Here is a 26006-nt window from a genome sequence, read left to right as displayed (position 1 = left end):
GAGACAAGAAGTATGAACGAACTTCAGGCGATGATTCTTGGGATGATTCAAGGATTGACGGAATTTCTCCCCATTAGCAGCACCGGACATTTATATCTTGGACGGCATCTTTTTGGGTTGGATGAGGCCGGATTGTTTCTGGATACGATGCTGCATATCGGCACTTTATTTGCCGTGCTGGCAGTTTATGGAGACGACGTGGTTGAAATGTTAAAAAGACCGTTTAGCCGTTTGATGGGCCTTTTGCTGGTCGGAACCATTCCGGCAGCAGGGGCAGGGCTTTTATTTGAAGACTTTTTTGAAGAGATTTCCCGTACTGGCGTAACGATAGGCTATGAGTTTCTTCTGACGGGAGCTATACTCTGGATGGCGGAACGGTGGAAAGATAAGGAGGGAGCGCCGATTGAGAACATTACATACAGGGATGCTTTGTTTATCGGCTGCTTTCAGGCGGCGGCCATTATGCCTGCACTGTCGAGATCAGGGCTTACAATCGCTGCTTCATTGTTCCGCGGTATAAATCGGGAGGCATCTGCACGTTTTTCTTTCCTGCTTTCGTTGCCAGCGATTGGAGGCGGGGTTATGCTGCAGGGAGCTAAGCTGTTTAGCGGGGAAGGCAGAGAGGCAATTGGCCTGTCTCCGCTTCTTCTTGGTGCGTTGTTTTCCGCCGTATTTGGTTATCTTGCTGTGCGCTGGATGATAGGTTTACTGAAGCGAGGTTCACTCCGCCCGTTTGCGATATATGTCTGGATATTGGGGTTATTGATTATCGGGGCGCAGTGGTTTGGAGTATTTTAGAAGCGGTTGCCAAAAACCTCTCAAAATTCTATCCGATCATGATTTTACCCTCAGAATAGCGAAAGCGCCGTTTCTTGCGATCCCAGCTCAGCGCGAATGCGACAGTAAGCGGTCCGACGCGTCCTGCGAACATGACAATCGACAATAGAATCTTGCCAAACATTGTAAGATGAGGGGTCAGTCCCATTGATAATCCGACCGTGCCGAAGGCGGACGTCGTTTCAAAAAGAATGGTAAGAAATTCGCTCTGCTTTTCGGTAATGCATAGAATCATGGTTACGCTAATGACGAGAAGGACAGATGCCATAGTTATTGTCAGCGCTTTATACACCTTATCTTCGTCCACTCGTTGCCTGAAAAACACAACATCCCCTTCGCCGCGGATCATTGCCCACACGGCCCCAAGCAGTGTCATGAACGTTGTCGTCTTGATACCACCGCCGGTGGAACCGGGCGAGGCGCCGATGAACATCAGGATAATAATGAAAAATAAGGACGCTTGATGGAGATCGCCAATCGGCAACGAATTCATACCTTCTGTACGTGCTACGACCGATTGGAAAAACGCGCTCAGAATTTTACCCGTCCAGCTGAGCGGCCCCATTGTTTTCGGGTTGTTGTATTCAATGCTAAAGATGACGAAGGCACCGATAAGAATTAAGAATGCGGAAGCCGTAAGTACGACTTTGGTATGCATGGAAAGCTTTTTTCTTTTGCGAAGCTCGACAAGCTCCGCGATAACAATGAAGCCGATACCACCGGAAATGACCAGCAACATAATTACGATATTGATAACCGGATCGCTGACGTACCCGGTCATGCTTTTAAAGCCGCCCAATATATCGAAGCCGGCATTGTTAAAGCTAGATATGGCGTGGAAAATCCCAAGATACAAGGCGTGTGACCAATCGTAATCGAACGACCAGCGCAACGCCAACAAAATGGCACCCGCCGTTTCAAATATGAAAGTAAACAATACCACGTTTTTAACGAGCCGCACCATTCCCTCTAAGTTTATTTGGTTCATTGATTCCTGAATCAGGATGCGCTGGCGCAGTGAAATTTTTCTTCCCAGCAGAAGCGTCACAAGTGTGGCAAATGTCATAAACCCCAGCCCGCCAACCTGGATCATAGCCAGAATTGTGAGCTGGCCGAACAGAGTAAACGTTGTTCCGGTATCGACAACTACCAAGCCAGTCACACAGGTAGCGGAAGTGGCCGTAAAAAGAGCGTCTACAAATGGAAGCCCTTGCCCATCAACAGTGGCGACAGGCAGTGTGAGAAGAAACGCTCCAAGGAAAATAATGGAGGCAAATCCGATAACGAGAATTCTGGCCGGGCTTATGATATTGGGTGAGAAAGATGTTTTGCCTTTGCGGGGCTGCTGCGGTATTTGCATTCGCGCCTACCTTCCTTTCCGGTTCATTGCCTGTTTTAGCAAGCTAATCTTATTATAGAGAATTCCTTTTAGAGCACAATCTTTGACTTTTTGATTCGTCGTGAATTATAATATTTCGGATGTAGCGACCCTTTGTGCTTGCGAACGAATTAGATAAGGAGCTTTGATATATGTATCTGGTTTACGCAGATGAGCAGGGACAGGTATATGATCATCCCGAGTTATACGGCTTGGGCCGCAGCGGTGACTTGCTGATAGAAATTTTGGAAGAAGAGCTGATTCCGCTGCCGGAGGGCGCCACTTTAGTAAGCCTGCCGAACTGTCATCCCGTCGGTATGGATCCGGAAACGGGCGAGATGGTTCGACTGACTGAATATCAGGCGGTCGGTGCGCTCATGCCGCAAGGGTTTACCCGTCTTATGTTGCCCGGCTATGTAAAAGTTGATAAGAACGAAAAACTTCCTTTGTTTGGCTACACGGCGGTTGTCTGGCATAATGGCGGTTTTTACGTGGCGGCTGAACAGTCGGACGATCCGTACAAATGGAACCCTTTGAACTTTCCGGAGGATGAAAAAGAACGTCTGGTAAAAAGCGTATTGAAACAATATCCGGAAAACCGTGTGTTTCATCATTTAAGCAACTGCACGCTAGGATACGGGTGCCTAACTGCGTCCAACACATTTTTTAACCGCTGGGAAGCAGGGCTTCCGGTATCGTATTCCTGTAACGCGGGCTGTTATGGCTGTATTTCTGAGCAACCGGAAGACAGCGGGTTTCCGGCGCCACAGACACGAATGAATTTTAAGCCGACAGTGGACGAGCTAGTAGAAGTCATGCTGCACCATCTGAAAACGCCGGAGTCGATCATTAGTTTTGGTCAAGGATGTGAAGGAGAACCTTCCACCCAGGCAGCGATTATTACACAGGCGATGCGCCGGGTGCGGGCGCAGACAAAGCTGGGTTTTGTTAACATTAACACAAATGCCGGGTTAACGGACCATATCAAAGCGATCGTCGATGCCGGGCTTGATTTAATGCGCATTAGTACAATTAGCGCTATAGATGAACATTACAACGCTTATTATCGCCCGCGCGCGTATACGCTAGAGAACGTGGCGAAATCGGCGCGCTATGCCAGCGAGAAAGGGGTATACACCTCCATTAACTATCTCGTCTTTCCAGGCGTGTTTGATCGTGAGGAAGAGATGGAAGCAATGATTGACTTTATCCGTAAGAATGGCATTCGTCTGATTCAAATGCGCAATCTTAATATTGATCCGGACAGTTATCTAGCGATGATTCCGCCGGCAAAAGGCCAGGTGTTCGGCATGAAGCAGGCGCTGGAGATTTATCGTCAGGAACTGCCTGATGTGGTGATCGGCTCCTATACGCATGTACCGCCACTGGAATTTCAGGAACGGCGGCGCCAGACGCTGAATGTATGATTTTTTTCTGAATACTATTTGCAAACAGGGTATAACCGTGATATAATGCATTCATGTGTGTTTGAGTGTAACTCTGTTTCGTAAAGATTCAGGGCAGAAAGAGGTGAATGTAATGAAACCGGCTATCCATCCTGACTACAAGTTAACAAAAGTTACTTGTGCATGCGGTAACGAATTCGAGACCGGTTCAGTGAAAGAAAACCTGCGCGTGGAGATTTGCTCCGAGTGTCATCCTTTCTTCACTGGCAAACAAAAGTTTGTAGATTCCGGTGGACGTGTGGACCGCTTCAAAAAGAAATACAATCTCAAGTAATTGTATAAAAGTAAAGCAGACAGGTCGTATGCCTGTCTGTTTTTATTTTCGTATAAGAAAGTATATGAGAAATGCGGCTGTTCGCTTGGCTCAAGGTTTTTTTGTTCATGAATGAGCTAGAAGGAGAGGAAACATGGCACAGTTATATTTTCGATACGGTACAATGAATAGTGGCAAGTCGGTTGAAATATTGAAGGTGGCGCATAACTACGAAGAACAGGGAAAGCGGGTAATGATTTTTACGTCTGTATTGGATGATCGATACGGTAAGGGATACGTAGCTTCCCGGATCGGGTTGAAGCGCGAAGCGATTGCTGTTGAAGAGGATACAAATATAAAAACGATCGTGGAAATGAATGAACAAGGCTTGCCGAATTGCGTGCTTGTGGATGAAGGGCAGTTTCTGAAAAGGCATCATATTTTGCAGCTGACAGAAATTGTAGACGAACTGGAAATTCCGGTTATCGTATATGGCTTAAAAAATGATTTTTCTAATCGTTTATTTGAAGGCAGCGAGGCTCTTTTGCTGTATGCGGATAAGCTGGAAGAAATTAAAACGGTGTGCTGGTTTTGCGACCGTAAAGCGACGATGGTGCTGCGCGTTAAAGATGGGGAACCTGTATATGAAGGTGAGCAAATCCAAATCGGCGGCAATGACAGTTACATACCGGTTTGTCGTAAATGTTATAAGCATCCAAAAATCATAAGCGGAAAAATTGCCCTTGCCTAATGCGGGCGCATAAGTCCGCCTCTTCCCAGAAACAATACAACTGAGGAGGTGGGCTGTATGCGAAAAATTATCGGAATCGCGCTGCTTGGCGTGACCCTTTTGTTGACGGCGGCCTGCGGCCAGAACAACCAAGGAGCGGCCCCCGAAAGAAAAGGCATTCAGATTAATCAATATAATCGCACGACGCCGGAGCGGAAGACCCGCGTCCTGGTGGGGAGCGATTTGAATCCGAATATTGTAACCGGGCGCAACGATGTGCGCGATATTCAGGCGGAAGCCGACAGCATGGCGAATGTGGCGGTACAAGTTCCGAAAGTGAAGCGGGCCAGCGTAGTGATTAATGGCTCTCGTGCGTATGTGGGACTTACGCTTGCCGAGACAGTACGCAGCAGGAAAGAAGCGGCTGACATTATGGAAAGAGTTCGTGTGCTCGTTCAGCAAAAAATGCCGCGCTATGAAGTGCGTGTTAGCTCTGACGCGGGTATTTTCAACCGTATTCAGGACATCGGCGACGGCATCCGTAGCGGAACTCCGCTTAATAACTACCGCATCCATATGAATGATTTGGATACACGCATGAAATAAAAAGATGTATTTATCAATAATCTAGGGAAGGTCTAACAAGCCTTCCTCTTTTTTGTATTATCTTTTTGCTTTGACTTTTTGGTTTATCCCCCATTATAATTATAATGTTACGCATTTTTGAAATGGGGGTGAAGCGCCGTGTTACAGCGATTGGAAGCGGTTGTTGAACGGTATGAACGTTTGACGCAGTTGCTTTGCGACCCGAAGGTCATGAATGACCCGGACAAGCTGCGTGAGTATTCGAAAGAACAATCAGACATAGAAGAAACGGTACAAGCGTATCGCGAATATAAAGAAGTAGCCCAGCAACTGAAAGACGCCAAAGAGATGCTGGAAGAAAAGCTCGATGACGACATGCGTGAAATGGTCAAAATGGAAATCAGCGAGCTGGAAGACAAGAAACAGGAGCTGGAAGAGCGCATCAAAATTCTTTTGCTGCCGAAGAACCCAAATGATGACAAGAACGTTATCGTTGAAATTCGGGGCGCAGCCGGCGGCGATGAAGCCGCTTTATTTGCGGCCGATTTGTTTGAAATGTATACCCGCTATGCAGCAAAGCACAAATTTAAAGTTGAAGTGCTCGAAGCAACACCGACCGATATCGGCGGTTATAAGGAGATTATTTTCTCCATCAATGGTAAAGGCGCATACAGCCGCCTGAAGTTTGAAAGCGGCGCCCATCGGGTGCAACGTGTGCCGACCACCGAATCGGGCGGACGTATTCATACATCCACCGCAACGGTAGCTGTGCTGCCAGAAGCTGAAGAAGTAGAAGTTGAAATTAATGAAAATGACATACGCGTCGACCTATTCTGTTCCAGCGGCGCCGGCGGACAGAGTGTTAACACGACCAAATCGGCTGTTCGCTTGACACACATCCCGACCGGAATTGTGGTAACATGTCAGGACGAAAAATCTCAGCATAAAAACAAAGAAAAGGCAATGCGCGTATTGCGCGCGCGCCTATACGACAAATACCAGCAGGAAGCGCAGGCGGAATATGCGGACGCACGCCGTTCCGCTGTTGGAACCGGCGATCGGAGCGAACGCATCCGTACGTATAATTTCCCGCAAAGCCGTGTAACTGATCATCGCATTGGTTTGACGCTGCACAAGCTGGATCAGGTGCTAAATGGGGAGATGGATGAGATTATTGATGCGCTTGTGTTGCATGAACAAGCGGAATTGATGCGCAACGCTGAAGGAGCGTAAAAGATGAAAGGAATAACGGTACGGGAAGCCTTGCAGAAGGCTTCTCGTTTTTTACGTGAAAAGGGCATTGAAGACGCCGCGTTTCTGGCTGAGTATGCTATCCGGCATGCGCTGGGCTGGGATCGTACCCGGTTTATTTCGGGTATGTCTTACACGTTAACAGAGGAAGAGTGGGCAGCAATTGAAGCAATTTTGCTGCGGCGCACCGCTGGGGAGCCGATGCAGTACATTGTCGGTGAACAAGAATTTTACGGGTTGGCATTCGAAGTCAATCCTTCTGTATTAATTCCCCGCCCGGAAACGGAATTGCTTGTGGAAGAGATTGTTAAACAAGCGTTTAAATTATGGCCTGCTGATGCGGCGCTTTTCGCGGCGGATATCGGGACAGGCAGTGGGGTGATTGCGGTTACGCTGGCGGTTATTGGTGGAGCGAACTGGAGGATCACCGCGACCGATATTGCAGAAGAATCGCTTGCTACAGCGAGCCGTAACGCGAAGCGGCATCATGTGGAAAACAAGGTTTCGTTTGCTCAGGGAGATTTGCTTGCACCGCTGCTGAATGCCGGGCAGCGCGTAGACATTCTTGTGTCCAATCCGCCTTATATCCCTTCCGCCGATATTATCGATCTAGATGTGCAGGTTAAGGACCATGAGCCGCGCCGCGCGTTAGATGGCGGAGAAGATGGCCTTGATTTTTACCGGCGCATAATAGAAGGATTGGATTCTGTGCTAACGCGGCGGGCGTTGGTTGGATTTGAAGTCGGTATTCACCAAGCTGATACGGTTCGTTGTTGGCTTATGGAGACAGGTCTTTTTCTAGAAACGTATATTGTGCGTGATCTGGCAGGTATTGGCCGTCACGTGATCGCGATCCGATAGTGAGCGTTCCTTTTCTACCTTTTCGCAAAAAGATAAATGTACGAGAAACGAAAATAGCGAGTTTATCCCCGGCCTCTTCTGTCCATACTGGTGAACAGGGAGAGGAAAGGGGAGTCGAAATGATGAAAAAATATTATCTGCTATTTTTCGCCTTATTTCTTTTAATGATGAGCTGGGAAAGTCAGAAGGAAGCGCTGGCTGTCTTTACGAATCATTTCGTTCCGGAGCATTCGATTCGCCTGCGGATTCTAGCAAATAGCGACAGCCCAAAAGATCAGCAATTGAAGCGCTATGTGCGCGACCGCGTAATCGAGTCAGTGAAGCAATGGGCTGGTGAAGCGGGAACAATGGAAGAGGCGCGTGCTGTTATTAGCAACCATTTACCAGAGTTGCAGGAACTGGTGAACAATGCAATTAAGGAAAAAGGTTTTTCGTATTCTGCGCGTGTAGAGCTGCGGCCGACCGAGTTTCCAACAAAGATGTACGGCACACAAGTATTTCCAGCCGGAAGGTACGAAGCGGTTCGCATTGCTATTGGCAATGCTGAAGGACAAAATTGGTGGTGCGTGCTGTTCCCTCCGCTTTGCTTTGTGGATATTTCAAATGGGGACACGGCACATGCCGAACAAGCGAAGGAACAGGGCAAAGATAAAAGCCAAATTAAAGTCCGATTCTTTTTGGTTGAATGGTTCCACAAACTATTTTCTTGAATAAACTCTGTCTATGCGGCGGAGTTTTTTCTTTTTTATTTTCTCTATAAGAAAGCATTATACACAATGAATCGAATTATAATTATCCACAAATTATTCACATCATGTGGATATGTTGTTTATTGCAAACGGAAAAAAGAACAGGTATAACTAAAAAAAGAGCATAATTAGCAGAATTGAGGGTTATTCAATGAAACAAGAAACGAAGTACTGGAATGTGGATAAGTTTGTGGATGGATTAGAAAATTATCCACAAGTTCGCGAGGCGGCGTTGCTTTTGCGGCAAAATGAACTTATTGCTTTTCCTACAGAGACAGTATATGGACTCGGCGGTAATGGACTCGTGGATAAGACGGTGGAAAAGATATACATAGCCAAGGGACGACCGAGCGATAATCCACTGATTCTTCATATTGCCGAGCGCAAACAACTGGGCGAGCTTGTATCCGAGATTCCACCGCTAGCGGAAGCATTAATGGAGGCGTTTTGGCCAGGACCGCTGACCATTGTATTTCCTAAACAGCTTGGTGTGGCAATGCGGGCGTCTGCAGGGCTCAATACAATAGCGATCAGGATGCCGGATCATCCGCTTGCGTTGGCACTTATCCGCGCTTCAGGTTTGCCGATTGCAGCGCCGAGCGCCAACCTTTCTGGTCGTCCAAGCCCTACGACGGCGCAGCATGTACTGGAAGATTTAGATGGCCGAATTGCGGGCGTTCTGGACGGAGGATCGACCGGCATCGGTGTGGAATCGACCGTAGTGGATGTTACGGGAGATGTGCCGATGATTCTCAGACCAGGTGGGGTAACGGCCGAACAAATTGCTGAGATTACGGGCGAAGTGAGGATGGATCCGGGAATTCTGGAAGAAGGTGTGGCTCCGAAATCACCGGGAATGAAATATCGCCACTATGCGCCTGCAGGAGACATGAGATTAGTAAAAGAAAATAGTGTGGAAGAGATGGTACGGCGCATTCGGAAGTTGGCGCACGAAGCCCAAGCGCAGGGTAAAAAAGTGGGGATTCTTGCTACGGCGGAGTCTAAATTATGTTACGGCGAAGACTATGTAGTCATTGCTTGCGGAAAGCGCAGTGACTTGATTAGCGTAGCCCGTCATCTTTATGATGCGCTGCGCCGTTTTGATCAGGAGGGAGTGGATATGATTTTTTCTGAAACGTTTCCGGAAAGCGGCGTTGGTGCAGCGATTATGAACCGCCTGGCAAAGGCGGCAGGCGGCCGTTATCTATAGCGTTTCGCTTCCCCGCATATCCTGTCCGTTTCCGCATATCTTGTCTATATACATGATCTTTTGAAATTTTGAAATTTCGACATTGGTTTTGTGGTAAGAGACTCCACCTCTTCCTCAAGTATCGAAAGGTCAAAAGCTATGTATATAAGGAGGATGTATGTGGACATGGGATGGGGAGCGTTGCAGTGGGGGGAACTAATTACGGTTTTAATGATTGGGGTTGCGCTGGGCATGGATGCTTTTTCGCTTGGCGTAGGCATGGGAATGGGCGGTATACGTCTTTTGACGATCGCAAAAGTTAGTATAACGATCGGCGTGTTTCATATTATCATGCCACTTATCGGCATTGCCTTTGGCATTTTTTTGACTTCGTATGTCGGCTATATTGCCGTCTATATCGGCGGTCTCATTCTTGTCGTGTTGGGACTGCATATGTTGTGGAATTGTTTTTTTGATGGCGAAGAGAAAAGTCCTATCTTAAAAAAAACATTCTGGGGCCTTTTGTTGTTTAGTTTTAGTGTCAGCTTAGATGCGTTATCGGTTGGGCTTTCATTTGGTCTGTTTCGCGTTAACGTTGCGTTGGCCGTTTTGATTTTTGGCGTAACGAGTACGGTGCTGGCGGCAACCGGTCTTTTGCTTGGACGAAGGGTCGGAGGATGGTTCGGAGAGTACAGCGAGGTTTTTGGTGCGCTCATCTTGCTTGGATTTGGGCTTAAGTTTTTGCTGTAGAGGTCAGGCAGATGAGCGAACTTTTATTTATAAGCACACTTGCTGGCCTTACAACGGTTATCGGCGTGTTGATAACATTGTTTATTGGAACGCCAGGGCGTAAGCTGATGGCGTTTTACCTCGGGCTTTCCACCGGGATTATGGCCTTAGTTGTAGCGGTTGAATTATTGCCAGCCACTCTCTGGAAAGGAGAGGTATATGGCGCTTTTCTCGGAATGGTCATGGGGTTCATGTTGCTTAAGCTTCTTCATCATCTAATGGGCATGCGGAGTGCAGGTTCTGACAGCACTCAAGCCCGGCCGCGCCACAATGATGTGCAGGAGTGGAGGAGAGCCGGTTGGATGATGGCCGCGGCGCTCGCATTTCATCATGTGCCGGAAGGCATTGCGATTGGTGCCGGATTTCAGGCACACCATCATGCAGGAGTTATGATTGCTTTATCCATGTCATTGCACAACATTCCGGAAGGGATGGGATTGGCTGCTCCTTTTTTGCTTGGATGTATGCGGGAACGATGGATCTTGTTATTCGCTTTTTTTATCAGTTTATGTATTCCCGCGGGGGCGTGGATAGGCGGCTTTTATTTTACTTCCAGTCCTCAGGCTGTCACATTTGGTATGGCGTTCGCCGCCGGGGCGATGGTTTATCTTATTTGGAAAGAGCTTGGACCGGCCGGACTTAGAATGCATACGCTAAGCGCCCAGTTTGGCATGCTGGTTAGCCTGGTGGGGATGCTGCTGCTTCATATTTTTATGATTTAGCCGAGAACACTCGTGACTTCAGTCATGAGATGAATGGGCTTCGGACAAGGCGTGTCTTTTGACACGCCAATTGTCCGACATATGTTAACTTTGAAATCAATAAAAGCAAGGTTGCTATTTAAAGAGTTCCCCCAGTTAAAAAAGAAACTATGGGGAGGGGATCTTTGGAATCCATCCTAACTTTGTGGCAACGGCTAGCGAACATACAGAAACGCAGATACGACAATACATTCAAAATCAGAAAGTGAGGTGAAAAGACAATGGTAGTCAATAAAGCATACAAATTCCGTATCTATCCAAACAAAGAACAAGAAGTCTTAATCGCTAAAACGATGGGATGTAGTCCATTTGTGTTTAACTACTTCTTAGCAAAGTGGAACGAAACGTACAAAGCAACAGGCAGAGGGTTGTCATATGGAGCCTGTTGTTCTGAATTGCCGAATCTGAAAAAAAAATTACCTTGGCTAAAAGAAGTGGACAGCATCGCCATTCAGTCGTCAGTAAAAAATCTTGCCGATGCTTACTCACGATTTTTCAAGAAACAGAACGATGCACCACGTTTCAAAAGCAAAAAGAATAAGGTTCAGTCTTATACAACGAAACACACCAACGGAAATATTGCGATTGTAGAAAACAAAATTAAACTTCCGAAGCTTGGGCTTGTTCGTTTTGCGAAATCAAGAGAAGTGGAAGGTCGGATTTTACATGCTACGATTAGACGCAATCCTTCTGGTAAATACTTTGTCTCTATCTTGGTTGAAAACGATGTACAACCATTGCCGAAAACAAACAGCGAAGTTGGAATTGATGTTGGCCTCAAAGACTTTGCTGTTCTTTCGACAGGTGAAGTGTTCGAGAATCCAAAATTTCTACGGAGTATGGAGCAAAAACTCAAACGCGCTCAACGCATTCTTTCTAGACGTATGAAAGGTTCTTCAAATTGGAATAAGCAACGGATGAAGGTTGCCCGAATCCATGAACGTATTGCAAATGCTCGAGAAGACTACTTGCAAAAGATTTCAACCAACGCATATTGTCAAAAACCACGACATGATTGCGATTGAAGATTTGCAGGTAGCGAACATGCTTAAAAACCATAAACTTGCCAAAGCGATTAGTGAAGTGTCTTGGTATCAATTCAGAACGATGCTTGAATATAAAGCAAAGTGGTATGGTCGCACTGTTGTTGTCGTAGGCAAAACCTTTGCTTCCTCTCAGATCTGTTCATGTTGCGGATACCAAAACAAAGAAGTTAAAAATCTTACCTTGCGACAATGGGAATGCCCGGAATGCAATACTTCCCATGACCGCGATGTAAACGCAAGTTTGAATATTCTTGCCGAAGGCAAAAGACGACTATCTGCATAATTGCAGGAACTGCGGGGATAGCTTGGGGTACATCATGTACTAATTCTGCTCGGTAGAGCGGACTAGCCAAGAATCTCGTGGCTTTAGCCATGAGAGGTTCAAATGACTTATTAGGAAAGAGGAAAGGTAAGATAATATAGAGAAGAAACTTTTCCTGCGATCTTGCAATTTCATGGCATTCGGAAAACAATGGAGGAGAAAAGCGGGAAAGAAAGGAGAGGAATTGAATGCGCATTTTGTTTATTTGTACCGGAAACACCTGCCGCAGTCCGATGGCAGAAAAAATATTCAAAAAATTGGCTGCGGAACGGGGAGTGAAAGCGGAAGCAAAATCAGCAGGCTTGTTCGCCGTGCAAGGTTCGGCCGCTTCTCCCAATGCTGTAAAGGTTCTTGAGAAGAAAGGAATCGAAGAAGAACATACTTCACAGACGGTCAATGAGGACTTGCTGCGATGGGCCGACCTTATCGTAACAATGACGGAATCCCATAAACATACATTAATACAACGATACCCTGAATTCCAGGGGAAAGTACACACGCTTAAGGAATATACGGATACTTCAGAGAGCGCCCGGAAGAGGCTTCAAGAACTGAATCGTTTATATGAGCAATTGGAAGCCAAACAAACGCAATTCATGAAAGAACATTATGAAGAGATCAACAAGCTTGAGGAAGAATATCAGCAACTTTATCATAAACTGGAACTCGTGCGCGAGAAGCTGGATAATTGGAAAGAGAAAATGATGCAGGCAACGGCCGAGGAACGTAATCAAATCGCGATTCTTGAAAGCCAGAAGCCTGATTATGATATTGTTGATCCGTTCGGTGGAACGTTGGAGACATATGAAAAGTGCGCTCAGGAAATCGAAGAGTCACTTATACGCTTGCTTGACATGATTGAAAAAATACGAAATTTTCATCGTAAATAAATACAAATTTAGTCAATAACTGCCCTGCTTCTATCCGATAATAATAAATAATAGGGGCAATGCAATAGATGTAATGCGTTTCTTATAATTGCAGGGGGGAGCAGTATGGACAAGAAGCGGACTTATTCGTTTAGTTTGGAAAAAAAGCTTGTGTTAGGGATTGGTGCTTTGTCCACCGTTACGTACGGCACAAGTGCATTTTTTATTTTTGTGTTAAGCGATTATGCGACTCACATCATCCCGCATTGGATGTTTACGCTGTTGACGCTCGTGCTAGGTGTGCTCTGGTCCTGCATATTTGGGTGGATGGTAGCACGTTGGATTTCGAAACCAATTGTAGAGTTAGAGCAGGCCGCTGCGCGCGCTTCCGCAGGCGATTTGCGAGTAGAAATCAAAGAGCCAAAATCAGACGATGAAATCGCGGCTCTTTCTCATTCATTTGCTTTAATGATTACCAATTTGCGAACCATGATTAAAGATATCGATCTTTCATCCGAGCATGCAGCAAAGAGCGTAAATGAATTAACTGCTGCATCTGAACAGGCTGCAGTGCAAATTGAGCAAATTAGCGTTACGATGGATCAAATTGCGCGCGGCGCTGAAAGTCAGGCACGGCATACAAAGACGATGGCGGAGTCGGTGGAAGCGGCGGGAGAATTAAGCCGAGAAGCGAATGAATACGCTGAACATTCTCGCAAATTGTCACAGCAAATGCTCACGACGCTTACAGAAAGCAGTAAAGTCGTGGAATCGCTTGTAGAGGGAATGCACAAGTTAGCGAAAGAAAACCAACATTCTATTCAGACCGTCCGCAGATTGGAGCAGAATGCGGCACAGATCGGCAGCATTACGCGAGTAGTAAGCGAGTTGGCCGGACAGACCAATTTGTTGGCACTGAATGCTAGTATTGAAGCGGCCCGGGCTGGTGAGCATGGAAAAGGGTTTGCCGTCGTGGCGGATGAGGTAAGACAACTTGCGGATGAAAGCGGCAAAGCGGCTGCGAATATTACTGCGCTTATTGAACAGATGCAGCGTGAAGTAGCGAATGCAGTAAAGCAAATTGAAGAACAAGTAACGATTGCGGATGCAGAGTCAGAACGAGGGGAACAAACGACGGAAGCGTTGCGAAATATCGCCGGTTCCGTACATGAAGTGGTAGCTTCCGTGGAACATATTGCGTCTCTTATCGAAAAACAGAGTGAAAACATGAAAGTAATGATGCAGGACGCTCGCAATGTGGCCAAGGTAGCAAATGAAACGTCGCATGGCGCAGAGGTCATTTATCAGGCGACGCAGGATCAAACAGCATTTATGGAGGAAGTGGCGGCTGCGGGTCAGGTATTGCGCACACAATCGGAACAGTTGAAGGAGCATGTAGCGAAATTCCAGATATAAGAGTGGAAAAAGGACTCGTGGGCATTGCCCGCGAGTTTTTCTTGTGTTACGAAAACCGGGATGTCGAAGCAGGAAATAAAATGCTGTCGATTTCCCGGGAAACATTTAGGCAGATGTCGACAAAAGAAACGCTTTATTTCCGAACAATTTATGATGTATAATCAAAAATGTACAGTTTTTTCATGTTGCGTTCGAAATATCCTCTATGCATTTGCTCCGAATCGGGTATAATACATAGGAGATGGAAAGGATACACAGAAACGGAGGAGTCATACGTGAGAGTTGCGATTGCTGCTGACCACGGCGGTTACGCATTGAAGGAAGAAATCAAGAAGTATCTTGAATCAGCAGGTATTGAATATGAAGATTTTGGTTGTAACTGCGAAGATTCTGTCGATTATCCAGACTATGCCCTTCCGGTTGCTGAGAAGGTAGCAGCGGGAGAATTTGATCGCGGGATTCTTATCTGCGGTACCGGTATTGGTATGTCCATTGCCGCGAACAAGGTGAAAGGCATTCGCTGTGCGCTGGTGCACGACTGCTTCACCGCAAAGGCGACGCGCGAGCATAACGACTCCAATATTCTCGCAATGGGTGCGCGTGTAATCGGGTCAGGATTGGCGCTCGAAATTGCGAAAATTTGGCTCGAAACTGAATTTTCTGGCGGGCGTCATCTGCGTCGGATAGAGAAAATTAAAGAAATTGAGGAGAAATATTGATTGTTACCATCCGTTCTGATAAAGGCAGCGTGAAGACCTGTGAATGTAGAAAAAATGAAGCAAGACCTTACTTTGATTCTGGAAGATTTGCTGATGGTCAGGCCGCTTGGTGAAAGGCATGTCCTTGTATTTGGAACCAGCACGAGTGAAATTATTGGCAAACAGATTGGATCGGCAGGCAGCGAAGAAGTAGCGGCTGCGCTGTATGAAGCGATTGAAGATACGCGCAAGAAGTTCGGATTTTCCGTCGCGTTCCAGTGTTGTGAGCATTTAAACCGGGCGCTTGTGGTAGAGAAGGAAACAGCCGAGCGCTTCGGCTGGTCTGAAGTCACTGTTGTTCCTGTTCCCAAAGCGGGTGGAGCGATGGCGGCTTGTGCGTTTCGAAAAATGCGGAACGCCGTTGTCGTGGAGTCGATTCAGGCTGATGCTGGCGTTGATATTGGTGATACGTTCATCGGCATGCATTTAAAACCGGTGGCTGTACCGGTACGTCCTCGTATTAGACAAATTGGGGAAGCGCACGTAACGATGGCCGTTACGCGTCCGAAACTAATCGGGGGAGCGCGCGCGGTGTATGAACGCACCTCGCTAGAAGAAAACTGTCATTAACAATACCTACTATTTTTAATATTTGTCATTCGTCCAATGATTTCAAATCGCAAAAGGATGGTGACTGATTAAGCCAATTGTATAATAGGAGGAGAAGAGAGGATGCTAGAACAAGTGAAAAAGCATGATCCGGAAGTAGCGGAAGCGATTAGATTGGAGCTGAGCCGCCAGCGTTCAAAAATCGAACTTATCGCTTCCGAGAACTTTGTCAGTGAAGCGGTTATGGAAGCGATGGGTACGGTACTAACGAACAAATACGCAGAAGGTTATCCGGGTAAGCGTTACTATGGCGGATGCGAATATGTGGATATTGTTGAGAATTTGGCGCGCGACCGTGCGAAGCAACTGTTCGGGGCTGAACATGCCAATGTGCAACCTCACTCTGGCGCACAGGCAAATATGGCGGTATATTTTGCATTCTTGAAGCCCGGAGATACTGTGCTAGGCATGAATCTTTCCCATGGAGGCCACTTAACGCATGGAAGCCCGGTCAACTTCTCGGGTACTTTGTATAACTTTGTGGAATACGGTGTGGACAAAGACACACAGGTGCTTGATTATGAAGATGTCCGCAGAAAAGCGGAAGAACATAAGCCGAAAATGATTGTAGCGGGCGCAAGCGCCTATCCACGCGTCATTGACTTTGCAAAACTGCGCGAGATCGCCGATAGTGTGGGGGCATACCTGATGGTGGATATGGCGCATATTGCGGGTCTTGTAGCGACTGGTCATCATCCAACCCCGGTGCCGTATGCCGATTTTGTGACGACGACGACGCACAAAACGCTCCGCGGTCCGCGCGGTGGTATGATTTTGTGCAAAGAGGCATACGCAAAAGCAATCGACAAAGCGGTATTCCCTGGTATTCAAGGCGGTCCGCTGATGCATGTTATCGCAGCCAAAGCGGTGGCTTTTGGTGAAGCGTTGAAGCCGGAATTTAAAGAGTATTCCGCACGCATTATCGCCAACGCGAAACAGTTGGCTGAATCATTGAAAGCCGAAGGTTTCAATCTGATCTCCGGAGGCACAGACAACCACCTGATTTTGATCGACGTGCGTAATATGAACCTGACAGGTAAAGACGCTGAGCACTTACTGGACGAAGTAGGTATTACATGCAATAAGAACACCATTCCGTATGACCCGGCAAGTCCGTTTGTGACGAGCGGTATCCGTATCGGTACGCCTGCGGTTACAAGCCGCGGTTTTGATGAAGAAGCAATGAAAGAAATTGCTGCGATTATGGCGCTATGCCTGAAAAATCCGCAGGATGGAACGAAACAGGAAGAAGCACGACAACGTGTCGTTGCTCTCTGCGAAAAATTCCCGATGTATCCGCACCTAGAAATTTAAGTTTACACATGCGAAAAGGGATGGAGTGTTTGCTTCATCCCTTTTAATTGTTAATAAATTGCCTCGTTGGATTTCCTTTTCACAGATGCATCTCCAATTCCAGTCTGCTATAATATAACGCAGTGCAAAAAGCAGTCAACAGTAATCAGACTTTTTTTATGTTATGCAGACAGGAGGCTTCCCTGATGGGTAAAGTATACGTATTAGACCATCCATTAATTCAACATAAGCTCTCATACATTCGTGATAAGCGTACAGGTACGAAGGAATTTCGTGAACTGGTTGATGAAGTCGCGATGTTGATGGCGTATGAAATCACGCGCGATATGCCGCTTAAGGAGATCGAAATCGAAACGCCGGTTACAACCTGTAAAACAAAAGTGATCGCTGGTAAAAAAGTAGGTCTTGTTCCGATTTTGCGAGCTGGTCTCGGTATGGTAGATGGCATGCGCAAGCTCATCCCTGCGGCCAAGGTGGGACACGTTGGCTTGTATCGCGATCCGGAAACGCTGGAGCCAGTTGAATATTACGTAAAACTCCCAACTGACATAAACGAACGTGAATTGATCGTCATCGATCCGATGCTTGCTACAGGTGGTTCTGCGGCTGCTGCGGTTACCGCTTTGAAAAACCGCGGTGCGCAAAACATGAAACTTATGTGCCTGATTGCCGCGCCGGAGGGCATCGAAAAATTCCAACAAATTCACCCGGAAATCGACATTTATGTGGCTGCGGTAGACGAAAAGCTGGACGACCATGGCTACATTGTTCCGGGCCTTGGAGATGCTGGAGACCGCTTGTTCGGTACAAAGTAATACAAATGAGGTGAAATCTTGGTCACAAAGAAAATTATGACCGTGTTTGGCACACGGCCGGAAGCGATAAAAATGGCGCCGCTTGTCCATGAATTGCAGTGTCATGAAGAACTGGAACCATTTGTTTGCGTAACGGCCCAGCACAGACAGATGCTGGATCAGGTGCTTGATATTTTTTCAATTACGCCCGACACGGATCTTAATGTAATGAAAGAACGTCAGACGCTTACACAGATTACAACCCGTGTTCTGGAAGGCCTTGATGAGGTTATGAAGGCAGAAAAGCCGGATATGGTGCTTGTCCACGGCGATACAACGACGACATTCGCCGCCAGCCTGGCCGCGCTGTATAATCAGATTCCGGTGGGACACGTAGAAGCGGGTTTGCGCACATGGAATAAATATTCGCCGTATCCCGAAGAGATGAACAGGCAATTGACGGGAGTAATCTCTGATCTTCATTTTGCACCGACCGCTCAGGCGGCGGAAAACTTGAAGAAGGAAGATAAGAAAAACGATGCGATTTACATAACCGGGAACACGGTGATTGATGCTTTAAAAACAACGGTGCGCGAAGATTATACGCACCCAGTGCTGGAAGAGATGGCCGGCAAGAAGTTGGTACTCATGACGGCGCACCGACGCGAGAACCTAGGAGAGCCGATGGCGCGTATGTTCCGAGCGATTCGCCGTCTTGTGGACAAGCACCCGGACATTGCTGTCATATATCCTGTACACCTTAATCCGGTGGTTCAGGAAGCGGCTAACAAGTATTTGGGTGAACATGAACGCATTCGTCTGATTGCACCGCTGGACGTGGTGGACTTCCATAATTTTATGTCCCGCTCCTATTTGATTTTGACTGATTCCGGCGGTGTACAGGAGGAAGCGCCGGCTTTTGGCGTGCCTGTGCTTGTATTGCGTGACACGACGGAGCGCCCGGAGGGCATTGCGGCCGGCACCCTGAAGCTGGCTGGGACGGATGAGGAGACGATTTTTAGCTTGGCCGATGAATTGTTGACAAGCCGGGGAGCATACGAAAAAATGGCAAAAGCGGTCAATCCTTATGGAGACGGTGAAGCTTCCCGCCGTATTTGTGAAGCAATTCTTTACTATTTTGGATTGCGAGACAAAAAGCCAATGCCGTTTTTACCATAATATAGGACGTGCCCTGTCATAGGGCGCGCTTTTTTTGTTTATATAAAAAATCCACGTATGTCCTAGGTATTATGTCTATACAGAGTTCGTCCTGTCTCATAATATGCAGTATGTCAAATTTCAAGGGGGGAATTGGTAATGCCCATCAATTTCGATGAATCGGCTAGCGTAAATGAATGTGATGCGCGCGTGGTTCGACCTAACCTAACCAGGGGTAACCCCATTATCAAAGTTCCGGTGCTGTTACAGGAAGTATCGGTACAGTTGCCGATAAGAGCGCGTATTACGTTTCCAGAAGATGTGCTTGAAATCAAGAAAATCAAAAAGCGTGTAAAACTGACGCAATGCCGTCTGATCCAGCCGCGTATTCTGCCGGGCGAGGAACTGCGCGCCAAGTTGTTCCTGAGCGGTTTTGTGCGCAAGAATATTCAGTACGTAACACCTTCGGGTTCTCCGCGTGATGCGGTCGAAGTGCGCTCTGTTATTAATTCTCTGACGGTAGATGTTCCTTTCGATTGCGTAGCGGAAATTGCCGAATTCCTCACGCCACCGGTTGGCCCATTCTTCAATGTGCGCGAAGAATTTGATTTTCTGGTAGAACGGCCGCTGCCTCAGGGATTCCCATCCAAAGACCGCCTCATGTCTACGGACTTGTCGCAGTTCCATCAACAAAGCGTTGAATTCTTCAATGAGCAAGTCTTTTGTGAGCTAGTACGCGCTGATATTACCGAATGGGATGAAGCGCTTGATCGTGAGCCACTGCAAGGTGGCCCATTTGAAGAAGGGGTATTTAGGGAAATTATTCAAAAAATGGTGCTCGATCTTACCGTTAAAGTGCTGCAAAATCAGCAGGTGCACGTTAATGTTCCTCCAACTCCTCCCGAAGAATAATAGCCTGAAAGGCTGCGTTTAAACGGGTATACAGCTGGCTTCTCCGATAAAATAGGCGAACGAGGACAGGATTTCGTCTATATCCTGATGAATAGGAGAGAAAGGGGGGGCCAGCATGCTAGATAGTTACCGTCTTACTTCCACCATAAAGCAGCCGAAGAAAAAAAAACGGAAAAAGAAGAAGCGGAAACATTCGCTGAGGAAAAAAACCGCCGCTCTTTTTCCTGCTCAACAATATAGGGGGGGAGCGCATTCCTCATTTAGTGTATCGAGAGGAAGCATGCATGCAATAAAAATTCCGGTGCTTATCGCGCGACAAAAGGTAGACATGAATATAGCGAAAACGATTTCGTTGCCCCACCGAGTGGAAGAAACGATAGACATTGAATGGGAAGTTTCATCGCTTTCTTGTCGCTTTTTACTCCCTTCCCGTTACTTGTTTGTTCACGGTATGCTTACGGCGGATATTCAATATGTGGCTGCTGATGAAGGTAGAAAGGTATACAGTCTGAAAACATCTATCCCTTTTCATAAAATTGAACCGATTGCGAAGGCGGATCGCCTCCGTCAGCCGAAGGTGGCAAGGAAAGCGGAATATTTTTTCCGGGAAAGTCCGGAAGTCGTGCAGCGCGAGTATTATGCTGTAAAGCATGAAGAGCCGATATGCGAATTGAATGCTGTGCATATTACATCGCTCGAACAGGTAAAAAAAGCCTCTCTATATTTGCAAATAAATGCTGTCTTGTTTTTCCGGATTTTTCAGTCCCGGCTTATGGAGGTACTTGCACCTGTAAATAAAAATGAATCTTTGTAGAAACATTCCCTGATTCGCGGCGTCTAAACTAATTGGGGAAAACATGACATTAATTTTTAGAAGAAAGGAGAAGGATGATGAAAAGTTACATAAGCAAGGTAATTGTCGCATTTGTGGCTGCACTTGCGTTCATTACCTTGCAGATGCCGTATCAGGGAATGGCTGCAGGCATGTCCCTACAGAAGCTGTCCGAATCTCCGCTCGGAGAGGGGACAACCCTTCTAAAATATCGGCTTGTAATTGGAGGAAAAGCTTCGAATGTTTTTGTTACAAAAGTCGATCTGAACAATCCATATACGGAAGTAGGGCCTATATATGGGACAAATGGAAAGCTTACGGTTCGACAGAATGTGAAAAAAATGGCCGATGAAAGAGGGGCTATTGCGGCGATTAACGCCGATTTTTTCCGCATGGACCGCAAAGGCGCTCCGTTTGGCATTGTGCTTGACCGGGGCAAGCTTGTGTCATCCATGGGGAAAATCAACAACTGGTACTCTTTTGGCCTGCTGAATGATAAGACAGCGATTGTATCTCATCTTGGATTCAAGGGCACAGTACAGGCGCCGGATGGGACAACCGCCATTATTCAGGGGGTCAACAAAGAAGAATACAATCCGACGAATGATAAAAGCCATTTAAACAAAATCAACCTGTATACCGCTGACTTTGGCTATACAAGCCTTGGCGCTATTAAGGGATACGAAGATGCTGTAGAGATTCTGGTGGTTAATGATCAGGTGAAAGATATGCGTGTCGGCAATCCGGTCGGTTATACAATTCCGCAGGGCGGATATGTTTTATGGGGACACGGGGTCGGCAAGCAATACTTGATGAGCCATTTTAAAGTTGGCGATCCGGTAAAGGTTACATTACAGACGACGACTGATTTTCCGATCGGTGACCGCGAATTATATAGCGCGGTGGGCGGACACATGTTGCTCGTGAAAAACGGACAAGCCTTGAGCAAAATTCCGTCTGATTATATTGGAGGATACCAGCCGCGCACCGCGTTCGGCGTATCGCAAGACGGCAAGACACTGTACATGGTTGTCGTGGAAGGCCCATCGAAAAGCCGTGGGGTTACGCTGGATGAATTGGCACAGTTAATGAAGCAACTTGGCGCCTACAACGCGGCGAACTTGGATGGCGGCGGTTCAACAACCATGGTGGCACGTTATCCGGGAGACACGCAGACGACGCTCCTAAATACGCCGAAGCTTGGCAGCAGCATGCGCGCCGTACCGACGGGTCTCGCCGTTTTCAATACCGCTCCTCCGGGAGAATTTGCGAACTTCCTGTTTACGACGGACGGTAAAACGATGCTTGGCAAACCGATTGCTATTACGGTGAAGGCATATGACAAACACTATAATCCGTATAAGCTGGACCCGGCCGAAATCACATGGACAGCGAATCCGGCAGACGGAACGTTTAATAAAAATGTATTCACACCAAAACGCAGCGGTACGATTACCATTACAGGCGAATACAAAGGCGTGAAGAAAAGTCTCAATCTGACGGTAGCAAGCCCGGAAGTAAAGGATGTTACGGATGTTATTGTTTCACCTTCGCCGCTGGCGTTGCGGTCAGGGGGAAAGATCGATTTCTCCGTTTCCCTTAAAACAAAAACCGGGCAGCTTATCCCGGCTTCTCCAAGTATGGTAAAAGCTTCGCTGACTCCGGGACTTGGCACATTGCAGGGTTTTACCATTACAGCAGGCCAGCAGAACAAAGCGGGCGAACTTGTTGTGACATACAAGAACATTATTCGTAAAGTGCCGGTGAGTGTAGGAACAAGATGGTCATTCTGGACCAATACGGATGATTTAACTTCATTAAGCTATACAACCATCCCAGCCTCTATTAGTGCGAATGGCTCCTTCCGCCAGACAATGGAAGGTGAACCGGTGAAAGCTTCCGGAAAAGCGTTGCGTCTGGAGTACGATTTTACAGGATCTTCCAATGTTGATATGCGTTTCGCTTATGGACGCTTCGGTTCGAAGCCACTCGTGCTACCGGGTAGGCCGATGGGCATGAAGATGTGGGTATATGGTGATAATAGCTTGCATTGGCTGCGCGCTGAGCTTGTGGATGCTAAAGGTAAAACTCATTATGTAGATTTGGCGAAGCAAATCGATTGGACAGACTGGAAAGAGGTTACGGCAAGCTTCCCGGCCGATGTCGCGTATCCTGTTTCGCTTAAGAGCCTATATGTAGTGGATGAGGAAGATTCCACGCTGGAGACACAAGGCGTTATTTATTTCGATGAATTTTCGCTTGAATATCCTGCAGGCACCACGCCTGCTCCTCCTCCGCCGCCGGTCAAACCGGCGCCGGATGATGTCGGGTTTACGGATATTAAAGGACACTGGGCAGAACAGATATTGCTTGAGATGCATAAGAAAGGCATCGTCAGCGGGATTACGCCAACCAAGATGGGGCCATCTCTTCCTGTGACGCGCGGCCAATTTGTGACATTTATGGACCGAGCGTTTGGCTGGACAAAAGGCAAATCATCATCTGCTGCGTCGCCGTTTAGGGACAAGCTGCCGGACTACGCGAAAGCATCGATCCTTTCGGCAGTAGAGAAGAAAATTGTTGCCGGTTTTGACGATGGTACGTTTAAAGCGGATGCGCCGATTACCCGCGCTCAGATGGCTGTCATTATGCATAATGCCATTAAACAAGGATATGGCAACCCAGATAAGCCGGTTATTGCCCAGCCGTCGTATGGAGACGTTTCTGCATTTCCGATCTATGCTGCGGAAAGCATTCGCTTTCTGTCAGAACGTGGGTACTTGAGCGGGGATAAAGACGGCAAATTCGGCCCGAATCGTACGGCGAACCGCGCTGAGTCCCTTGTTGTCATCGACCGAATGATGAAAAGCATGTAGCTCGGTTTGACAACAAGTTCTGGTGTAGATGATACGGCGCTTCTTCCTCCGCGCTTATGAATTTTTCTTATTTGATTTGTTGTCAAATTTATTATTAAATTCTTTCTTTTTGGCAGGAATCCACTTTTTTATCATCGAATATAGTACGGGTATGCAGTAGGTATGCAAAAAAGCGGAGGGAGAGTAGATGTCATGAGTAACAGAGATGTCGTGATTGTAAGTGCTGTCCGCACGCCGATTGGAAGCTTCATGGGGTCACTGAGCAACATTTCCGCAACCGAGTTAGGAGCGATTGCGATTAAAGAAGCGTTGAATCGCGCAGGTGTATCCGGCGATCAAGTAGATGAAGTAATCATGGGAAATATTCTGCAAGCTGGCCTCGGCCAAGGCCCAGCGCGTCAGGCTGCGATCAAAGCAGGTCTTCCACACGAAGTTCCTTCCATGACGATCAATAAATTATGTGGTTCCGGCTTAAAAGCTGTGCATCTTGCCGCGCAAAGCATTATGCTGGGAGATGCTGATATCGTGGTGGCCGGCGGTATGGAAAACATGAGCCTTGCGCCTTATCTACTGCCGAAAGCGCGTACAGGCTACCGCATGGGCGATCAGACAGTGGAAGACAGCATGCTGAAAGATGCTCTAATCTGCGCGTTTAATAGCTATCACATGGGCATTACGGCGGAAAACCTTGCCGAGAAATACGGCATCACGCGCGAAGAGCAAGATAGATTCGCCGCTTGGAGTCAGCAGAAGGCGGAAGCGGCCATGAAGAAAAACAAATTTGCCGATGAAATTGTGCCGGTGGAAATTCCGCAGCGCAAAGGGGCACCTATTCTGTTCGACAGAGACGAATTTCCGCGCGCAGGCGTAACGGTCGAGCAACTTGCTAAGCTGAAGCCGGCATTTAAAAAGGACGGAACGGTAACGGCAGGCAATGCGTCTGGCATCAACGATGGAGCCGCTGCGCTTGTACTCATGAGCCGTGAGCGCGCAGAACAATTGGGTGTTAAGCCGATGGCGGTTATCCGCGCCAATGCTAGCGCGGGTGTAGATCCGGCGATCATGGGGATCGGTCCGGTTCCAGCGACGAAAAAGGCGCTGGAAAAAGCCAGCCTGCTCATCGATGACATTGACCTAGTAGAAGCGAATGAAGCGTTTGCCGCCCAATCGCTGGCGGTTGGGCGTGAGCTTAACATTCCGGATGAGAAACTTAATGTCAACGGTGGGGCTGTGGCGCTTGGACATCCGGTTGGCGCGAGCGGCGCACGTGTGCTTGTAACGTTGCTTCATGAGATGAAACGTCGGGGCTCCCGTTACGGGCTGGCTACACTTTGTATTGGTGGTGGACAGGGTGTGGCAACGATTGTTGAAATGGAAAAAATTGAATCCTGTCAAGTAGAAAATAGATAAATACCACAATTTAACCGTATAAAACGTGTCGGTTTTGTCGAAAAAGTGACAATCCATTTGCATATTGTTGACAAACGATAAATGCTTAAGTACTATGGTTAGGGACAATAGATCATACATCGTTATGACATGTTGTTCCTAACCTTTTTCTTGAAAAAATCGATAGTTTATGTCGAATTTTTTTGTGGAAAGCTGGAAGTGTGTAAAAGCGAGTAACGAGAGGGGCACCGTGCGTGAAAGATAGGAAAAACGGACCTTTGCAAGCTTTTGCATTAGTTGGAACAATAGGGGTAGAACTTGCTACCTCTGTTATTTTTGGCTTCTGGGTCGGACGTGCGGTCGACAATTGGCTGAAAACCGAACCGTGGTTTATGCTTATCGGTTTATTGTTCGGCTTAGGGTTAGGGATTATGGGAGTTTTCTTTCTGGTGAAACAGTTCTTTGGAGAATAGCATGGAACCATTTACTTCATCAATTAAAACGATGGCCCGATACATATTTCTTCTGTTTACGGGTGTTGTCTTGTTGTGGCTATTTATGCCGCAGCGAGTATTTTTTCAAGGGTTAATTCTTGGGATGCTGGTCAGCATGGCAAACGGATTTATCCTTTTTGTGAAAACGCTACAGGCTGGAGATGTGGCGCTGCACCCCGGCAGGAGGATGAGAAGCGTAGGAATGCTGCCCCGTTTTTTGCTTGCGGGGTTTGCGGTATATGTCTCCTTTAGAATGCCCCATATCTTTTCCTTCTACGGGGTGATTGTTGGGTTAATGACAGTTCCAGTCGTTACACTTCTATTCGCTATCTATCAATATTTATCCATACAAAAATAACGCGCTTACG

General features: G+C 47.2%; 25 protein-coding genes and 2 pseudogenes. 26 read left to right on the top strand and 1 reads right to left on the bottom strand.

The annotated features are described in order from the left end of the window. Positions 1-12: 12 nt before the first annotated feature. The gene (locus K3F53_RS17655) at positions 13-798 is read left to right on the top strand and encodes an undecaprenyl-diphosphate phosphatase (protein ID WP_057897380.1); all 786 of its coding nucleotides are present in this window, start codon (positions 13-15) and stop codon (positions 796-798) included. A 28-nt stretch (positions 799-826) separates the two neighbouring features. Here K3F53_RS17655 and K3F53_RS17650 read toward each other — a convergent pair whose 3' ends face one another. Further along, the gene (locus K3F53_RS17650) at positions 827-2197 is read right to left on the bottom strand and encodes a TrkH family potassium uptake protein (protein ID WP_057897381.1); all 1371 of its coding nucleotides are present in this window, start codon (positions 2195-2197) and stop codon (positions 827-829) included. A 170-nt stretch (positions 2198-2367) separates the two neighbouring features. On the opposite strand from K3F53_RS17650, the gene K3F53_RS17645 reads away from it, so the two are divergent. The 25 genes and pseudogenes from K3F53_RS17645 (at position 2368) to K3F53_RS17530 (ending at position 25996) form a co-directional block, all read left to right on the top strand. Next, positions 2368-3642, top strand: a complete 1275-nt coding sequence (locus tag K3F53_RS17645; RefSeq protein ID WP_057897382.1) for a radical SAM family protein — start codon at positions 2368-2370, stop codon at positions 3640-3642. Between the two features lie 112 nt (positions 3643-3754). Continuing rightward, positions 3755-3955, top strand: a complete 201-nt coding sequence (gene rpmE, locus K3F53_RS17640) for a 50S ribosomal protein L31 (RefSeq protein ID WP_057897383.1) — start codon at positions 3755-3757, stop codon at positions 3953-3955. A gap of 133 nt (positions 3956-4088) precedes the next feature. Then, on the top strand, positions 4089-4685 hold the full coding sequence (locus K3F53_RS17635; protein WP_057897384.1) for a thymidine kinase: 597 nt from the start codon (positions 4089-4091) through the stop codon (positions 4683-4685). A 57-nt stretch (positions 4686-4742) separates the two neighbouring features. Next, entirely contained in the window at positions 4743-5270 is a 528-nt protein-coding gene (locus K3F53_RS17630) for a YhcN/YlaJ family sporulation lipoprotein (RefSeq protein ID WP_057897385.1), read from the top strand. Between the two features lie 138 nt (positions 5271-5408). Next, on the top strand, positions 5409-6482 hold the full coding sequence (gene prfA, locus K3F53_RS17625; protein WP_057897386.1) for a peptide chain release factor 1: 1074 nt from the start codon (positions 5409-5411) through the stop codon (positions 6480-6482). 3 nt (positions 6483-6485) lie between these two features. After that, complete coding sequence (prmC, locus tag K3F53_RS17620; RefSeq protein WP_057897387.1) at positions 6486-7361, top strand: peptide chain release factor N(5)-glutamine methyltransferase; 876 nt, start codon at positions 6486-6488, stop codon at positions 7359-7361. Between the two features lie 119 nt (positions 7362-7480). Continuing rightward, positions 7481-8071, top strand: a complete 591-nt coding sequence (gene spoIIR / locus K3F53_RS17615; protein WP_057897388.1) for a stage II sporulation protein R — start codon at positions 7481-7483, stop codon at positions 8069-8071. A 190-nt stretch (positions 8072-8261) separates the two neighbouring features. Next, positions 8262-9320 (top strand): L-threonylcarbamoyladenylate synthase, encoded by a 1059-nt coding sequence (locus K3F53_RS17610; protein ID WP_057897389.1) that lies wholly within the window; start codon positions 8262-8264, stop codon positions 9318-9320. 165 nt (positions 9321-9485) lie between these two features. Continuing rightward, positions 9486-10049: a manganese efflux pump MntP gene (locus K3F53_RS17605; protein ID WP_057897390.1), complete on the top strand. Its 564-nt coding sequence runs from the start codon at positions 9486-9488 to the stop codon at positions 10047-10049. A gap of 11 nt (positions 10050-10060) precedes the next feature. Beyond that, positions 10061-10810 carry a ZIP family metal transporter gene (locus K3F53_RS17600; protein ID WP_057897391.1) on the top strand — a complete coding sequence of 250 codons (750 nt, stop codon included), beginning with the start codon at positions 10061-10063 and terminating at the stop codon, positions 10808-10810. Between the two features lie 90 nt (positions 10811-10900). Next, a pseudogene (locus K3F53_RS20035) lies at positions 10901-11063 on the top strand (transposase); the annotation flags it as partial. 7 nt (positions 11064-11070) lie between these two features. Beyond that, positions 11071-12178: pseudogene (gene tnpB, locus K3F53_RS17595) on the top strand (IS200/IS605 family element RNA-guided endonuclease TnpB). A 227-nt stretch (positions 12179-12405) separates the two neighbouring features. Next, positions 12406-13107 (top strand): low molecular weight protein arginine phosphatase, encoded by a 702-nt coding sequence (locus K3F53_RS17590; RefSeq protein WP_057897392.1) that lies wholly within the window; start codon positions 12406-12408, stop codon positions 13105-13107. Between the two features lie 105 nt (positions 13108-13212). Next, positions 13213-14502, top strand: coding sequence for a methyl-accepting chemotaxis protein (locus K3F53_RS17585; RefSeq protein WP_091260455.1), 1290 nt, complete (start codon positions 13213-13215; stop codon positions 14500-14502). 275 nt (positions 14503-14777) lie between these two features. After that, positions 14778-15221, top strand: a complete 444-nt coding sequence (gene rpiB / locus K3F53_RS17580; RefSeq protein WP_057897394.1) for a ribose 5-phosphate isomerase B — start codon at positions 14778-14780, stop codon at positions 15219-15221. A 54-nt stretch (positions 15222-15275) separates the two neighbouring features. Beyond that, positions 15276-15830 carry a TIGR01440 family protein gene (locus K3F53_RS17575; RefSeq protein WP_057900204.1) on the top strand — a complete coding sequence of 185 codons (555 nt, stop codon included), beginning with the start codon at positions 15276-15278 and terminating at the stop codon, positions 15828-15830. Positions 15831-15932: 102 nt separating this feature from the next. Next, entirely contained in the window at positions 15933-17183 is a 1251-nt protein-coding gene (locus tag K3F53_RS17570; RefSeq protein WP_057897395.1) for a serine hydroxymethyltransferase, read from the top strand. A 185-nt stretch (positions 17184-17368) separates the two neighbouring features. Next, complete coding sequence (upp, locus tag K3F53_RS17565; RefSeq protein WP_057897396.1) at positions 17369-17998, top strand: uracil phosphoribosyltransferase; 630 nt, start codon at positions 17369-17371, stop codon at positions 17996-17998. A gap of 36 nt (positions 17999-18034) precedes the next feature. Continuing rightward, complete coding sequence (gene wecB / locus K3F53_RS17560) at positions 18035-19156, top strand: non-hydrolyzing UDP-N-acetylglucosamine 2-epimerase (protein ID WP_220561082.1); 1122 nt, start codon at positions 18035-18037, stop codon at positions 19154-19156. A 138-nt stretch (positions 19157-19294) separates the two neighbouring features. Continuing rightward, positions 19295-20047, top strand: a complete 753-nt coding sequence (locus K3F53_RS17555; RefSeq protein ID WP_057897398.1) for a CsxC family protein — start codon at positions 19295-19297, stop codon at positions 20045-20047. Positions 20048-20162: 115 nt separating this feature from the next. Beyond that, positions 20163-20861, top strand: coding sequence for a hypothetical protein (locus K3F53_RS17550; protein WP_220559191.1), 699 nt, complete (start codon positions 20163-20165; stop codon positions 20859-20861). 74 nt (positions 20862-20935) lie between these two features. Continuing rightward, positions 20936-23755: a phosphodiester glycosidase family protein gene (locus K3F53_RS17545; RefSeq protein WP_220559190.1), complete on the top strand. Its 2820-nt coding sequence runs from the start codon at positions 20936-20938 to the stop codon at positions 23753-23755. A 192-nt stretch (positions 23756-23947) separates the two neighbouring features. Further along, positions 23948-25165, top strand: coding sequence for an acetyl-CoA C-acetyltransferase (locus tag K3F53_RS17540; RefSeq protein ID WP_057897401.1), 1218 nt, complete (start codon positions 23948-23950; stop codon positions 25163-25165). Positions 25166-25398: 233 nt separating this feature from the next. Beyond that, positions 25399-25617: an AtpZ/AtpI family protein gene (locus tag K3F53_RS17535; protein ID WP_057897402.1), complete on the top strand. Its 219-nt coding sequence runs from the start codon at positions 25399-25401 to the stop codon at positions 25615-25617. A 1-nt stretch (position 25618) separates the two neighbouring features. After that, positions 25619-25996 (top strand): ATP synthase subunit I, encoded by a 378-nt coding sequence (locus K3F53_RS17530; RefSeq protein ID WP_057897403.1) that lies wholly within the window; start codon positions 25619-25621, stop codon positions 25994-25996. Positions 25997-26006: the final 10 nt, after the last annotated feature.

The sequence above is a fragment of the Aneurinibacillus thermoaerophilus genome, from assembly GCF_019603355.1.
In the GTDB taxonomy this organism is placed as follows: domain Bacteria; phylum Bacillota; class Bacilli; order Aneurinibacillales; family Aneurinibacillaceae; genus Aneurinibacillus; species Aneurinibacillus thermoaerophilus.
Note: the sequence above shows the minus strand (reverse complement) of the source record. Positions and strands in the feature narration are given on the sequence as shown.